This window comes from Candidatus Pelagibacter sp. Uisw_130 (genome assembly GCF_047722505.1).
GTDB lineage: Bacteria > Pseudomonadota > Alphaproteobacteria > Pelagibacterales > Pelagibacteraceae > Pelagibacter.
On sequence record NZ_CP159814.1, the window covers coordinates 431,671 to 445,969 of the forward strand.

At 28.0% G+C, this 14,299-nt stretch carries 13 protein-coding genes; 8 read left to right on the plus strand and 5 right to left on the minus strand.

The genetic code is table 11. The annotated features are described in order from the left end of the window. Nucleotides 1-31: 31 nt before the first annotated feature. The 6 genes from ABXT55_RS02305 to ABXT55_RS02330 all read left to right on the plus strand — a co-directional run bounded on the left by ABXT55_RS02305 (nucleotide 32) and on the right by ABXT55_RS02330 (nucleotide 7,264). Nucleotides 32-2,209, plus strand: coding sequence for a GumC family protein (locus tag ABXT55_RS02305; RefSeq protein WP_415285143.1), 2,178 nt, complete (start codon nucleotides 32-34; stop codon nucleotides 2,207-2,209). A gap of 39 nt (nucleotides 2,210-2,248) precedes the next feature. Then, entirely contained in the window at nucleotides 2,249-3,646 is a 1,398-nt protein-coding gene (locus tag ABXT55_RS02310; protein WP_415285144.1) for an exopolysaccharide biosynthesis polyprenyl glycosylphosphotransferase, read from the plus strand. Between the two features lie 3 nt (nucleotides 3,647-3,649). Beyond that, nucleotides 3,650-4,372 carry a metallophosphoesterase family protein gene (locus ABXT55_RS02315; RefSeq protein WP_415285145.1) on the plus strand — a complete coding sequence of 241 codons (723 nt, stop codon included), beginning with the start codon at nucleotides 3,650-3,652 and terminating at the stop codon, nucleotides 4,370-4,372. A gap of 79 nt (nucleotides 4,373-4,451) precedes the next feature. Beyond that, nucleotides 4,452-5,606: a hypothetical protein gene (locus ABXT55_RS02320; RefSeq protein ID WP_415285146.1), complete on the plus strand. Its 1,155-nt coding sequence runs from the start codon at nucleotides 4,452-4,454 to the stop codon at nucleotides 5,604-5,606. A 108-nt stretch (nucleotides 5,607-5,714) separates the two neighbouring features. Further along, on the plus strand, nucleotides 5,715-6,362 hold the full coding sequence (locus ABXT55_RS02325; RefSeq protein ID WP_415285147.1) for an MJ0042-type zinc finger domain-containing protein: 648 nt from the start codon (nucleotides 5,715-5,717) through the stop codon (nucleotides 6,360-6,362). 20 nt (nucleotides 6,363-6,382) lie between these two features. Next, a complete protein-coding gene (locus ABXT55_RS02330) occupies nucleotides 6,383-7,264 on the plus strand; it encodes a hypothetical protein (RefSeq protein ID WP_415285148.1) in 882 nt (293 codons plus the stop codon). Between the two features lie 15 nt (nucleotides 7,265-7,279). On the opposite strand, the gene ABXT55_RS02335 is transcribed toward ABXT55_RS02330, so the two are convergent. After that, nucleotides 7,280-7,459, minus strand: a complete 180-nt coding sequence (locus ABXT55_RS02335) for a hypothetical protein (RefSeq protein WP_415285149.1) — start codon at nucleotides 7,457-7,459, stop codon at nucleotides 7,280-7,282. A 162-nt stretch (nucleotides 7,460-7,621) separates the two neighbouring features. On the opposite strand from ABXT55_RS02335, the gene ABXT55_RS02340 reads away from it, so the two are divergent. Then, nucleotides 7,622-8,701, plus strand: coding sequence for a sulfite exporter TauE/SafE family protein (locus ABXT55_RS02340; RefSeq protein ID WP_415285150.1), 1,080 nt, complete (start codon nucleotides 7,622-7,624; stop codon nucleotides 8,699-8,701). Between the two features lie 39 nt (nucleotides 8,702-8,740). On the opposite strand, the gene ABXT55_RS02345 is transcribed toward ABXT55_RS02340, so the two are convergent. From ABXT55_RS02345 to ABXT55_RS02360, 4 genes are read right to left on the minus strand one after another with little or no spacing between them, the layout of a single operon-like run. Then, the gene (locus ABXT55_RS02345) at nucleotides 8,741-9,754 is read right to left on the minus strand and encodes an NAD-dependent epimerase/dehydratase family protein (protein WP_415285151.1); all 1,014 of its coding nucleotides are present in this window, start codon (nucleotides 9,752-9,754) and stop codon (nucleotides 8,741-8,743) included. Between the two features lie 57 nt (nucleotides 9,755-9,811). Then, nucleotides 9,812-10,891, minus strand: a complete 1,080-nt coding sequence (locus ABXT55_RS02350) for a YeiH family protein (RefSeq protein WP_415285152.1) — start codon at nucleotides 10,889-10,891, stop codon at nucleotides 9,812-9,814. 26 nt (nucleotides 10,892-10,917) lie between these two features. After that, on the minus strand, nucleotides 10,918-12,084 hold the full coding sequence (locus tag ABXT55_RS02355) for a UxaA family hydrolase (RefSeq protein ID WP_415285153.1): 1,167 nt from the start codon (nucleotides 12,082-12,084) through the stop codon (nucleotides 10,918-10,920). Between the two features lie 5 nt (nucleotides 12,085-12,089). Then, nucleotides 12,090-12,374 (minus strand): UxaA family hydrolase, encoded by a 285-nt coding sequence (locus tag ABXT55_RS02360; RefSeq protein ID WP_415285154.1) that lies wholly within the window; start codon nucleotides 12,372-12,374, stop codon nucleotides 12,090-12,092. A 112-nt stretch (nucleotides 12,375-12,486) separates the two neighbouring features. Between ABXT55_RS02360 and xsc the strand changes: the two genes are divergently transcribed. After that, nucleotides 12,487-14,271, plus strand: coding sequence for a sulfoacetaldehyde acetyltransferase (gene xsc / locus ABXT55_RS02365; protein ID WP_415285155.1), 1,785 nt, complete (start codon nucleotides 12,487-12,489; stop codon nucleotides 14,269-14,271). Nucleotides 14,272-14,299 lie beyond the last annotated feature (28 nt).

Here is a 14,299-nt window from a genome sequence, read left to right on the forward strand (position 1 = left end):
GTTTACAACAAAATTTAAACAAAATTTAAAAATGGAAAATAAAAGTTTTTTAAATAAATTAGAGTCTATTAATGATCAATTAAACTTAACGCATTATTGGATAATATTTTTAAAATACAAAAGAATAATTATTTTAGCACCAATTTTATTTGGCGTATTGGGTTTGTTTATAGCTTTAAATATTAATCCAATCTTTCAAAGCCAAGCAACACTAGTAATCGAAGAGTCTACCAAAAATATTGTAAATATAGAAGAAGTGTATGGATCCCAAAGTCCCCAGGGTGGATTTATGAATAACAATTATATTAATAATCAAATTCAAATAATTGAAAGTGATGAAGTTTTGACATCTGTAATATTAGACCAAAAAGTTAATGCTAAAGCAGTAGGGATGTATCAAAAAATACCAAAAAGTTTTTTTAGTAGCAATAAACTTCTCTCTTTTTTTAGTGATGAGCAAGACAAAAAAAAAACAATTAATATTAAGAAATATATAAAAGAAAATTTATCTGTTATTCAAGTAAGAAATAGTGATGTAGTTAATATTATAATCACCTCAGGAAATCCTGAATTAGCAAAATTTTTATTAGAAAAAGTAATCGACTCTTATTTAAAATATGATGTTGACACTAAAGTTAGAGTAACAAACTATGCTAATGCACAAATAAATGTAAGGCTATCAAAACTCCTAGAACAAATGGAGATAGCTGAACAGAAATTATTAAATTATAAAAAAGAAAATAATTTAATTGATATTGGGGATATTAAAGAATTAAAAATAGATCAAATTAAATCTGTTTCCAAAAGAATTATTGATGCAAACCGTGAGCTGCAAAAAAAACAAAATGATTTAACAGCAATTAAACTTGCAGATGGAAATGTTGAAGAGCTTTTGGCAATTTCAGATTTGAGAAGTAAAAAAGAAGTTGATGCTATAAGAACAAATATCAATGCAACAAATGATAACATTGAGGCACTTCAAATAATTTATAAAGATGAACACCCAAAAGTAAAAAAAGTTTTAAAAACAAAAATTAATCTTGATAATAGACTTAAAGAAATTTTAGATGAAAATATCGCAGCAGCAGCATATGAGTTAGCAAATTTAAAAGGATTTATAACAATAAGTGAAGAAGAGCTTAATAAGGCAAAATTTGAATTACAAGATCTTGAAGAAAAAGATGTATCTTTGAAGCAGTTTGTTCGTGAAGTTGAAACTAACAATAAAATTTATGAAACATTTCTACAAAGAATGAAGGAGACAAATGAAGTTAAAGAGCTTCAATCCTCTAATGTAAGAATTATTCAAAATGCACTATTACCCTTAAAGCCAATTTCTCCAGATATTTTTAAAATAACTATGTTATTTTATATCTTATCCTTTGGGGCAATTTTTGTATTGTTAGTTTATTTTGAATTTAATAGTAACACTGTTATGGAGCCATCTAATCTTGATGAATTAAGTATTCCAGTCTTAGCAACTTTACCTTCTGTAAAAAAGATAGATAAGGGATACCATTTATCTCAAATGTTTATCGAAGATGTTAATTCTGAATTTTCAGAGAGCATTAGAACGCTCAGAACACTTTTGGTGGCTAAATATCAGAAAAATAAGACAATATTAATAAGTTCAACTTATTCTGGAGAGGGTAAAACTACTATTTCATTAAATACGGCACTTGCATTTTCTAAAATAGGAAAAGTTCTTCTAGTTGAAACTGATATTAGAAGACCCTCTGTATTAAGCAAAACTACCCAAGTAGAAGAAGCGCCCAAAGTTGGTTTTAGTGACCTTATTCAGGGGGGTGTGAATGTAAGCGATTGCATAATGAAGCTTCCAGGCTCTGAGATAGAAGTGATGACATCTGGTGCAAGAAGATCAGATTTAACTGATCTAACAACAACAAAAAAACTTAAACAATTTTTTGACGTTTTAAAACAAAATTATGATTATGTAATTATTGATACTCCACCGATACAGCCAGTGAGTGACACATTGTTTATTAGTCAGGCAACAGATCACAATTTAATTGTTGTTAGAGCTAATGTTACAAAATTAGTTGGTATTAAATCTGTTTTAAAAAAATTAGACAATGTTGGAGTTAAAGTTGATGGATTAGTCTTAAATGACCTAGATACCTCAAAAGCAAGTTATTATGGCTATTATCAGTATGGTGGATACAGCAATAAGTATAAAAGCTATAGTTAATCAATACCATTTTAGCCCAAAATAAATATAATCCATATAATGTTGATTGAAAAAATATTTCAAAGAGATGATAAATCATTTCTTTTACTTTATCGATTATTCCTGGGTGCAGTTTTATATTTTAGTTCAACAACAGCCTACTTTATTAGAAATAAGACATGGGAGCTATCTGATATATACATAAAAGGTACAATATATATTGTAGTAATTTTTTTAATTTTATCATTTTTTAACTCTAAAGAACAAAGATATATAAAAGGAACAGTTCAATGGCTCAGAGTTGAATTTTTATTACTTGTTCAAACATTTGTTGTTGCAATTTTATTAACTGTTATGCTTAAAATCACAGATGATTATTCTCGTATCTGGTTGTTTACTAATATAGGTATATCTTTTTTATTATTTCTATTTACTAAAGTAACGTTTGATTTTATTTATACTAAATTAGTAAGCTCAAACGTAATACAAAGAAATATTCTATTAATTGGTGATGCTGAAGGTTGTCAGAAAATTATTAAAGGATTTCCAAAAAAAATAAGTAATTCTATCATCAAATGTTTGATAGCAATTGATCAGGTGGATAAAAAAGACCTACATTTTTATGGAATTCCAAGTTTTGGTTTGAACGAAAACTTTGGTCAGATATTAAATCATCACGCTATAGGGCAAGTATGGATCATTTCATCATCTAAAACACAATTATATATCGAAAGTTTGATAGACAGATTTCTAAACTTTTCTGTAGACTGTCGTTTAGTCCAACCTGAATCAAAATTTAGATTTGTTGAAGGGCTTGATAGTGATGCTGGATTTGATTTTTATAACATTTCATTTTCTCCTTTTTATGGAACAAGTTTTTTAATAAAAAGTTTATTTGATAAATTGTTTTCCACAATAGCCTTGATTCTCATGTCACCAATTATAATAATATTTGCTATATTAATTGTTATAGAAGACGGATTTCCAATATTTTTTAGTCAAAAAAGAACTGGTTGGGATGGAAAGTCATTTAATATTTTAAAATTAAGATCAATTAAAAATATGAAAAATAGCAACGAGGCTTTACAAGTTAAAGCAGGAGATAGTAGGCTTTTAAAAGTTGGTAAAATTATCAGAAGATTAAGTATTGATGAATTGCCTCAATTTTTTAATGTTCTTAAGGGTGACATGGCGATAGTTGGGCCAAGACCTCATATGACAGATCATACGAAGTACTATTCAAATGATATCAAGAATTTTATGCAAAGACACAAATGTTTACCAGGTATAACAGGGTGGGCACAAGTAAATGGATCAAGAGGTCCCACCGATGAAGAGGGAGCTATGAATAAACGATTTCAACATGACTTATATTATATAAAAAATTGGAATTTAATGTTGGATGTGTATATTTTAATCAAAACAATGTTTGTAGTCTTGTTCCAAAAAGTTGATTAAAAAATGAATATATTTGCTATTGGTGATATTCATGGTTGCTTAAATGAATTAACAGCTCTTCATAAAAAGATACTTACCCATGATAAATTTGATGTAAAAAATGATCTAATCATTTATTTAGGAGATTATATTGATAGAGGAAAAAACTCAAAAGAAGTTATTAATCAAATTCTTAAATTAAAAAATAATAAGATCAAAACTGTAAATTTAATGGGTAATCATGATGAATTCATGATTGATTTTTTATTTAATAACAAAAACAGTATTGAAAATTGGTTAAATTTTGGTCTTGATCAAACTCTTAGAAGTTATGGCATTGAAGTTGTCGACTTTATTAAAGATGGATTTGGAGATGATATTATTGATCAATTAAGGAATAGACTGTTAAGCATCATGAGTGAAGAACATATTAATTTCTTTAAAGGTCTAGAATTATCATTTTCATCAGAAAATTATTTATTTGTTCATGCTGGAATAGACCCCAATAAAAAATTAGAAGATCAAACTAGGCAAGATTTTTTATGGTCAAGATCCAAAAGTTTTTTTGATAAGAATTTCAAAGCAGAAAAAATTATTGTTCATGGTCACACACCTGAAGAAAATATCATTAATAACTTACATAGGATAAATATTGATACTGGTTGTTATTTTTCAGGAAAATTAAGTAGTATATGCTTAAGTGATTACGACGATAGTAGGCTATTTATCAACAATCTATTAAAGTAAAGGTATTGGTTAATACAACCAATACTTGAAAAAATATGACCATCAATTATAAATAAGTCACAATTGATTCTAAATATTTATGAAAATATATTCTATAAAAGAAATAGTAGAAGCTACAAATAGTTTTCTAAAGCCAAAAACAAAAACTTTACCAAAAAAAAGTAAAAAAATAAAAGATATAAAATTACCTCCCAAGACAGAAAGTATAATTGCTGAAGCAGAAAGTGCTATTTTAGATGAAAATAAAAAAAAGCCATTATTATTAAACAATGAGGCACCTAACGTACCTAACTATAGCATAGATTCATTTAATTATAAAACTAAGATTAAACCAGAAGTAAAAGATCATATGATAAATGAACTTTACTCGTATCTTAAAAAAAAGGTTAAGAAAAATACTCTTAAATTAATTATAGATGAACAGTTAGAGATAAAAAATTTAAGAAATGAAGTAAATATTTTAAAACAAACTGAGGCTAATTTAAAAAAAAGTTATCAAGTATTAAAAAATGACCATGAGTCAGTTTTGTTAGATAATAAAAATTTAGAAATAAATAAAATACAATTAAATACTAAAATCAATGGATTAAGAAATAATAATGAAGTTTTACAAAAGAATTTAAATCAAATTACTGAAAATAAAGAAAAGTTAGATAAGGAAATTATAGAATTAAAAAGTGATAATAATGTTCTGCATAATAATTTGAATCAAGTTGCTGAAAATAATAAGGAGCTAGATATAGAAAATAATGATTTGAAAGCTGATTTAAATAAAACAAAAAATGATTTAAATGAAAATATAGAAAAAAATAGGGTTACTGAAATTCATAATAATGAACTTAAAAACACTGTATCAAGATACATAGTTAATACAAAAAAAATACAAGAGAAACTTGATTTAGCAGAAAAATCAAATTATTTAAAATTAGATGCACAGACAGAAAAAGTAAAATTTTACCAAGAGGATAATGTTAGATTGTCTGGTGAACTTCTAGCAGCACAAAAGAAAAATATAACAATTAAAGAAAATTTAAACTTTATAGAAACCGAAAAAGAAGAAATATCAAATAAAATTAAAGAACTTAATAAATCAATTGATGAAAAAACCAATATTATTCCATCAAATTTCATAAAACAAAATTTAGTTAAAACTGAAGAAAAAACGGAAACACTAAATGATAAAGAGCAAAAAAGCCTTGATGAAGTAATTAATAGAATTTTTGCTAAAATTTAAATTTAATTTCAAACGATCCAAAATAACTAACAATTTATACAATTAACAATCTTTTGTAATTATTGACTCATAATTTTTAAAAGGTTAAAATTATTGAATAAATTTATGATGATACATTGCAAAAATTGTAAACAAAAATTCTATGTTATGAATGAAAATTCTGAGCTTGAAGGTAAAGTGATTCAATGTAAGTATTGTAATGATCAATCAATATACGAGACAAAAACAGTATATTTAGAAAATAGATTAGAAGAATTAAGTAAAGATTTAGATAATGCTGATATAAAAATAAATTATAAAAAAAAAGAACACCAAGATAAAATAGATCAGCTTCATAATGATTTAAAAGACAAAAATAATGAATTAAAAAAACAAACATTATTACAAGAAAAAGTTAATGTTTTTGAAAATCGTTTAAAAGAAACTGAAAAATTAAACTTAGAAGAATTAGAATTGGTAAATGAAGTTAAAAAAATTCAAAATAAAATTAGAACAACTTCTGAAAATATTTCCAGTCAAAACAAAGACATTGAGAATAAAACTAATTATTTAGAAACAAGAATAAGTTCATACACTACCGAGGAACCTGAAGAAAAAAACAATTCCTTAAACGAACAAAGTTTTAAAAATGATTCTGGTGAAATAGTAAGTATTAATAAAAATTTAGATACGTCAGAAAGACCTAATATAAATCAAAAAGAAGAGAATAATAAGATCAAAAAATTTAAATTTTTTACACCTGGTTTTTTAGAATAGTTTAAGTAAAGTTTTCATTTATGAACGATAAAAATGATGATTTGAATAAAACTAATCACCATTCACCTTTGGCATCTAATAATGATGATGCAAATTTAATAATTAAAGATGAGATTTTAAAAATTAATAATCTAATAAAAAATAAATTTCATTTACCAAAACTTGATCAAAACATTAAAGACAAATTTTTAGATATAAAAAAAGTTACTTTTGAATTAAAAAATGATTTTCAAGATCAATCATTAAAAATTTCGAACTTAATAAAAAAAGAAGAAAATGAAATTTATAACCTAAGTGAAAAAAATAATATACAATTCGAGATATTTGAAAATCAAAAGATATTAATTGAAACTTATAAGAGTAACAAAAATCAATTACAATCATATATCCTTAAATTAGAAAAAAAAATGGCTGAACAAAAGTCATCTAACAGAAATTTTTTGGTGAATAATACTGAATTAAAAAATACTGTAAGTCGTTTTATCAAACATAATAAAAACCTACAAAATGTCATAAACCGATTAAAACATGCTCAATCCGACTCTTTAAAGTATAAATTGCGTACTGAAGAAATGTCTAATCAAATAAAATTTTACCAAGAAGACAATGTTAGATTATCGAATGAGATAATAAATATTAAAAAAAAATATGAAACAATTAAAAATAATTTAGCTTCATCCGAAAAAGTAAAAGAAGATATTTTTAAACAAATTAAAGACTTAAACAATTCTTTAACTAAAACCAATATTGTTGGCACTCCATTTGTCAAAAAAATTGTTGAAGAAGAATCTATTAACTCAAAAGTATTAAACGATATTAAAGATAAAAACTTTAAAGATGAAGAAATTAAATCTGAAATAAATACAGATTTAGACGAAGAAATTAATAATATTTTTAAATAATTATATTGATTAATTTTATTCTGTTATTTCAAAAACTTCACATTTTTGACCAGTTTTCAATATTGTAAAATATGAATGCTCAGTTTCAACGTCCTCATAGGCTAATACTTGTGGACAATATGTCTTTGCTTGTTTGTAATGATTGCTATTATTAAATTCACATTCTCCACCTGAGCAATTTACAGTCGCTGCCATAAGACTATTAAAAACAAATAAATTTATTATCAATATATTGATAGATTTAATCATGTATAAACTTATATATTCTTTTTAATTAATTATCTCTATTGACTTACATATTATTGTCTTTATTGAAATGGTTGTATATGGATAATTATCATTTTTAGCTAAATATTTATGGATGTATTTTTACCTATAGCTCAAGTATTTGTTAATCCTATTGAGATACTTTTATTGAGTGCAATCGTTGGAGTGCTTTCAGGTTTATTTGGTGTTGGTGGTGGTTTTTTAATGACACCATTTTTAATTTTTTTAGGTGTACCACCTGCATATGCGGTTGCAAATGAAGCTAACAATATTCTTGCAACATCAGTTTCAGGATCAACAACTCATTATTTAAAAAATACTTTAGATTATAAAATGGGTTTTATGATTGTTATTGGTGGAACAATTGGGACCGCATTAGGTATTTATATTTTTACATATTTTAAAGGTATCGGAAAAATTGATACAGTTATTTCTTTAGCCTATATGTATATACTTGCAATAATTGGTACATTGATGTTAGTCGAAAGTCTTAGTGAAATAGACAGAGCTAAAAGAAATCTTATAGTTAAAAAGAAATTACACGTTCATTATTGGATACATGGTCTTCCATTAAGAATGAGGTTTCCAAAATCAAAATTATACGAAAGTATATTTACTCCAATCATAATTGGTTTATTTGTAGGGTTTATTGCTGCAATCATGGGGATAGGTGGTGCTTTTATATTGGTACCTGCAATGATTTATATAATTAAAATGCCAACAAAATTAGTTCCAGGAACTTCTTTATTTGTAACAATTTTTGTGAGTGTCATAGTTACTTTTTTGCATTCATTTAATTTTGGATCTATAGACTTGATGTTGGTAGCAATGTTAGTTGTTGGATCAATTATAGGTGTTCAATTAGGACAAAAACTTGGTGAAAAAATTGACAGTTCTGGTTTAAAAGCATTATTAGCAATTTTACTATTAATAGTTGGAATAGCTATTGCTTATGAAACATTTTTTGCTGAGCAAGTAGATAAAGAAACAATACAAGTGTTAGCTTTAGATTTAAACTTTTTCTCACTATTTATTTTAGAATTTTCTAAAGACATGCCATTTTTCTATGGACTATTTTCAATTATGTTTGCAATTACTTTAGGGGTAGGTGCCGCTCTTATTAGGCGTGTTTTTTCTAATTTTAAAAAAAAGATGTTATTGAAATCTTAGTTTAAAAATTTTTGTTTATAGAATTTATTTTTTTCTTATCTATCTGTGGTAATTTTTATACCAATCAACAAAAGCAGAAATTCCATTAATGTAATTTATTTTTGGTTTAAATTTAATTATTTGATACAAAAGATTTGTATTAGATAAAGTTATTTTTATATCACCTTTTTGCATAGGCATATTATTTTTATTAGCTTTTTTATTCAATTTTTTTTCTAAAGCAGATATAAAATTTTTAAGATAAACTTTTTTTCGATTTCCAATATTAATTATTCTAAATGGAGCCACATTTGATAGACTATCATTTTTATACTGTCTTTTTTTGTTTTGAGAGGGTATTTTATTAATTAGCAATTCTATAGATTTTGTAACGTCATCTATATAAGTGAAGTCTCTGTACATCTCACCTTTGTTATATACATCAATTTTTTTATTTTTAATTATTGCTTTTGTAAACTTGAAATAGGCCATGTCTGGTCTGCCCCAAGGACCATATACCGTAAAAAAACGTAACATAGTAATTGGAATTTTCCAAAGTGACGAGTATGAATGTGCAATACTCTCTGCTGATTTTTTAGTTGCAGCATAAATATTTAATTGAGTATTTGTTTTATCGGTTTCTTTAAAAATAGATTTCTTATTTGCTCCATAGACTGAAGAACTTGATGCCATCAGTAAATGTTTAACTTTAATCTTATGTGCAATTTCTATTATATTAAATGTTCCAATTATATTTGAGGATAGGTATTTTCTTGGAACATCTAAGCTATATCTGACACCTGCTTGTGCGGCTAAATGGATTATTACCTGAGGTTTAAATTTTAAAACGCTTTTATTAAGTTTTTTTTGATCTTCGAGTTCACCTTTTATAAAACTAAAGTTTTTAAATTTTTTTAATATTTTATTTCTAGAAAGCTTAAGATTAACGTCATAATAATTATCAATTGAGTCGTAGCCAAAAATTTTATGTCCTTTCTTAAGTAAATTTAAAGCTAAAGAAAAACCTATAAACCCAGAAGAACCTGTTATTAATATTTTTTTATTCTTATTCATTTGTTTAATATAATAATATAACAATATAACTGTTATAGAAATAGCTCAGTATATAATTTATAAAAAAACTTTAAGAAAAGTCTCAAGACTAACAATACTAACTATTCCCACTGTTACAGCAGCTATTAATCCAACAACAAATGGTTTGTATCCCATAGATTTTAGTTCATTTAAATTAATAGATATACCAACAGCAGCCATAGCCATAGTAAGGAAAACAGTAGCTAAGCTTTTAGTGTAATTGATTAAAGTTTTCCAAAATTCATAATTACCATTTTCTGTAGTAAATATTTGATCCCCAATGTTTCTTACAAAAATCATACCAATGAAACCAAGAACAAAATATGGGAAAATACTGAATATTGAGTAGTTTTTATCTTTAACCTTACCCCTATTATATAAAAAACCAAATAGTGGCACCATGATTACTAAAAATGTATTTCTTATTAGTTTTGTAACTGTAGCTACATTTAAAGTCTCGGGGCTATTAAATTGTTGGTCATAAATTAATCCAGCTGCTGCTACTTGTGAAGTTTCATGAATAGCAGTTCCTAAAAATAAGCCTGCCATTACAGGTTCCCCATTAAAATACCATTCTGCAAAATAAGGATAAACAAGCATAGCTATAACACCAAACAAAGTAATATTAGCTATTGCATATGCAACTTCAGTTTTTTTTGCTTCTATAATAGGTGCCACTGCCACTATTGCTGTTGCCCCACAAACACTTGTGCCAATTGCTATTAAGTAAGACATTTTAGAAGAGATTGGAACTTTTTTAATTAATAGTTTAATAAGAATAAGAACACTTAATATACACACAATAATTAAGGGAATAGCAACTGTTCCAAATTTTAAAAACTCCTCAAAACTTAATCTAATTCCTAAAAAAATTATCCCTAATTTAAGAATATATTTTTGAGTAAAATCTAAACCAATCATCATACCTGGTCTTGGAGTAAATGCATTTCCCATAATAATTCCAAGTAAAATTGCAATCATTACTGTCGAAATGGGACTTTTAGTGGTTCCAAATAATTCTATCCCAATAACATTGTTTATTCCTTGTGAAAATAAACAAAAGACTAAAGCGAGTATTACTCCAGGAAGAAAAGTAATAATTTTTTGAGAATTCATGTTTACAGAGTAAAGAACTGTAAAAGCTAAGCGCTTCTATAGAGTTTTGTCATCACAAACTCTTTATGTCCTAAACTTTCTGCACATGTTAATCTACCGTTAGCTACCCTAATCATTGACTTGATTAACTCATCACCAGCTTGAGACATAGTCATCTCACGTGATAAAATTTTTGATACATCGCAATCAATATGTTCACCCATACCTTTTACAGTTAATGGATTGGCAGTTAATTTTACAACTGGTTCAATAGGGTTACCCACTATATTACCTTGACCTGTTGGGAATAAGTGAATGTTAAATCCAGCTGCTGCCTGAAGTGTTACACATTCTGCTGCTGCTGAGGATGTATCCATAAAGTATAGTCCTTTACCTTTGGTTGGCTCTTCTGCTGGCTCTAATACATCAATAAATTTACATGAACCAATTTTTTGAAAGTTACCAAATGCTTTTTCTTCTATTGTTGTAAGTCCACCTGCAATATTTCCTGCAGTTGGTTGGCTCTCTGAAAGGTCATCTGTTGCTTCTTTAAGTATAAAATCATTATATGAATTCCATGTTTTCATAAATTTTTCTGATGCTTCTGGTGTAGCACCTCTTTTAGCACAAACCGTTTCAGCTCCAGTAAGTTCTGAAGTTTCTCCAAAACATAAATGAACACCCATTGGCTCTAATTTATCCATTAAATTTCCAACTGTAGGGTTTGCAGCTAATCCAGATGTTGTGTCTGACTCTCCACACTTAACTGATATCCATAAATCACTCATTGGACATTCTTCTCTTTGTTTTTCAGACGCGCACATTACAAATTCCTGAGCTTTTTTTGAAGCTTCCATGACAGTACCAATATCTCCAGTTCGCTCAATATGAAATCCTTCAACTGGCTTTCCTGTTTTTGCTATTCCATCAACTATTTTTTTTGTCCATTTTGGCTCTATACCAATAACTATTACTGCTGCAACATTTGGGTTGCTTCCAGTTCCAATCATAGTTCTAAAGTGTAAATCTAAATCAGCACCAAATTGAAGCCTTCCATAAGAGTGAGGTAAGGCCATTGTGCCTTTAATATTGTTTGCAACCGCTTCAGCACATGCATTCGAAATATCATCTACAGGCAGAATGATTACATGATTTCTTGTTCCTGCTCTGCCATTTTCTCTTTTATAACCTAAAAAACTTTTTGGAATTTCCATATTTTTTACCACTTTTTCGTTTTTACATTATGAACATGAACATGCTCACCTTTTTTGATTGATTTAACTACTTTTCCAATATCATGACCATATTTTAAAATAGTATCTCCTTCGTTAAGGTCAACCATAGCAATTTTATGCCCTAATTGAATTTCGTCTACTGATTGAATCTTAACTGTCTTATCATTTTCCATAATCCAGCATGCACAATCTTGTTTAGAAGTGATTTTATCAATAACAACTACTCCTACGTTGTCTTTCTCGTCATGTATAATAATGTCTGTAGCCATAATTGTGTCGATTTGTTTGTTTGAAATTTTTCAATTCTTATATATTAATCTTTAAAATTAACAATTTATTTATAGATTTTTTTAACAACTAAAGCAGGAAGGCCTAATTATTATGACTAAAATGACAACAGAGGAAGCTTTTGTAAAAGTTTTACAAATGCATGGTATTGAACATGCGTTTGGAATTATTGGTTCAGCTTTTATGCCTATTTCACATATTTTTCCAGATGCAGGAATTACTTTTTGGGATGTTGCTCATGAAACAAACGGTGGATTAATTGCAGATGGTTACACAAGATCTACTGGTAAAATGTCAATGGTTATTGCACAGAATGGACCTGGGATTACTGGTCTTGTTACCCCTATTAAAACAGCATACTGGAATCATACTCCTTTACTTTTAGTTTCACCACAAGCTGCAAATAAAACTATGGGTCAAGGTGGTTTTCAAGAAGTAGAACAAATGAATTTATTTAAAGATATGGTTTGTTATCAAGAAGAAGTTAGAGACCCCTCAAGAATGGCAGAAGTATTAAATAGAGTAATTGAAAAAGCAATCAGAGGATCGGCTCCAGCACAAATAAATGTTCCAAGAGATTATTGGACACAAGTTATTGATATTGATCTTCCTCCAATTGTTAGATTAGAAAAACAAGCTGGTGGTGTTGATGCAATTAAAAAAGCAGCAGACTTATTATCTAACGCTAAGTTTCCAGTAATATTATCTGGTGCGGGTGTTGTAATTGGTGGAGCAATTGAAGATTGTAAAAAATTAGCTGAAAAACTAGATGCTCCAGTTTGTTCTGGGTATCAACATAATGATAGTTTTCCAGGAAGTCATCCACTGGCTGCTGGACCATTAGGGTACAATGGATCGAAAGCTGGTATGGAATTAATTAGTAAAGCAGATGTTGTTCTTGCGCTTGGCACAAGACTAAATCCTTTCTCAACTTTACCGGGTTATGGAATGGATTACTGGCCTAAAGATGCAAGTATTATTCAAGTTGATATGAATTCTGACAGAATTGGTTTAACCAAAAAAGTATCAGTCGGAATTTGTGGAGATGCAAAATTAGTGTCTCAACAAATTTTAGATCAACTTTCTCCAACAGCTGGAGACACGAATAGAGAAGAGAGAAAAAACACAATTCACCAAACTAAATCTGCTTGGTTACAAGAGTTATCAAGTTTAAATCATGAAGATGATGATGAAGGTACAGTCTGGAATGCAGAAGCTAGAAAAAGAGATGCAAACAGAATGTCTCCTAGAGAAGCATGGAGAGGAATTCAAGCAGGAATGCCTGATGATGTAATTATCTCAAGCGACATTGGAAATAACTGTGCAATTGGAAATGCTTACCCTACATTTGAAAAAGGTAGAAAATATTTAGCACCAGGATTATTTGGTCCTTGTGGTTATGGTTTTCCAGCAATTCTTGGAGCAAAAATTGGATGTCCCAATACACCAGTAATTGGTTTTGCAGGTGATGGTGCATTTGGAATTAGTATGAACGAAATGAGTTCTGTTGCAAGACCTGAATGGCCAGCAATTACAATGGTAATTTTTAGAAACTACCAATGGGGAGCTGAAAAAAGAAATACTACTTTGTGGTTTGATGATAACTTTGTTGGAACAGAACTTGATCCAGAACTAAGTTATGCAAAAGTTGCTGATGCTTGTGGTTTAAAAGGTGTCACAGTTCGTACGATGGAAGAGACTACCGCTGCTATCAAGCAATCATGCGAAGATCAAAAGAAAGGAATTACAACATTTATTGAAGTAATTCTGAACCAAGAATTGGGAGAGCCTTTTAGAAGAGATGCTATGAAAAAACCTGTTAAAGTTGCAGGGATCAAAAAAGAGGACATGATCAAGCAACCTTCTTTGGTATCTTAAGATCTTTTAAAAATATCTTATCTGTCAT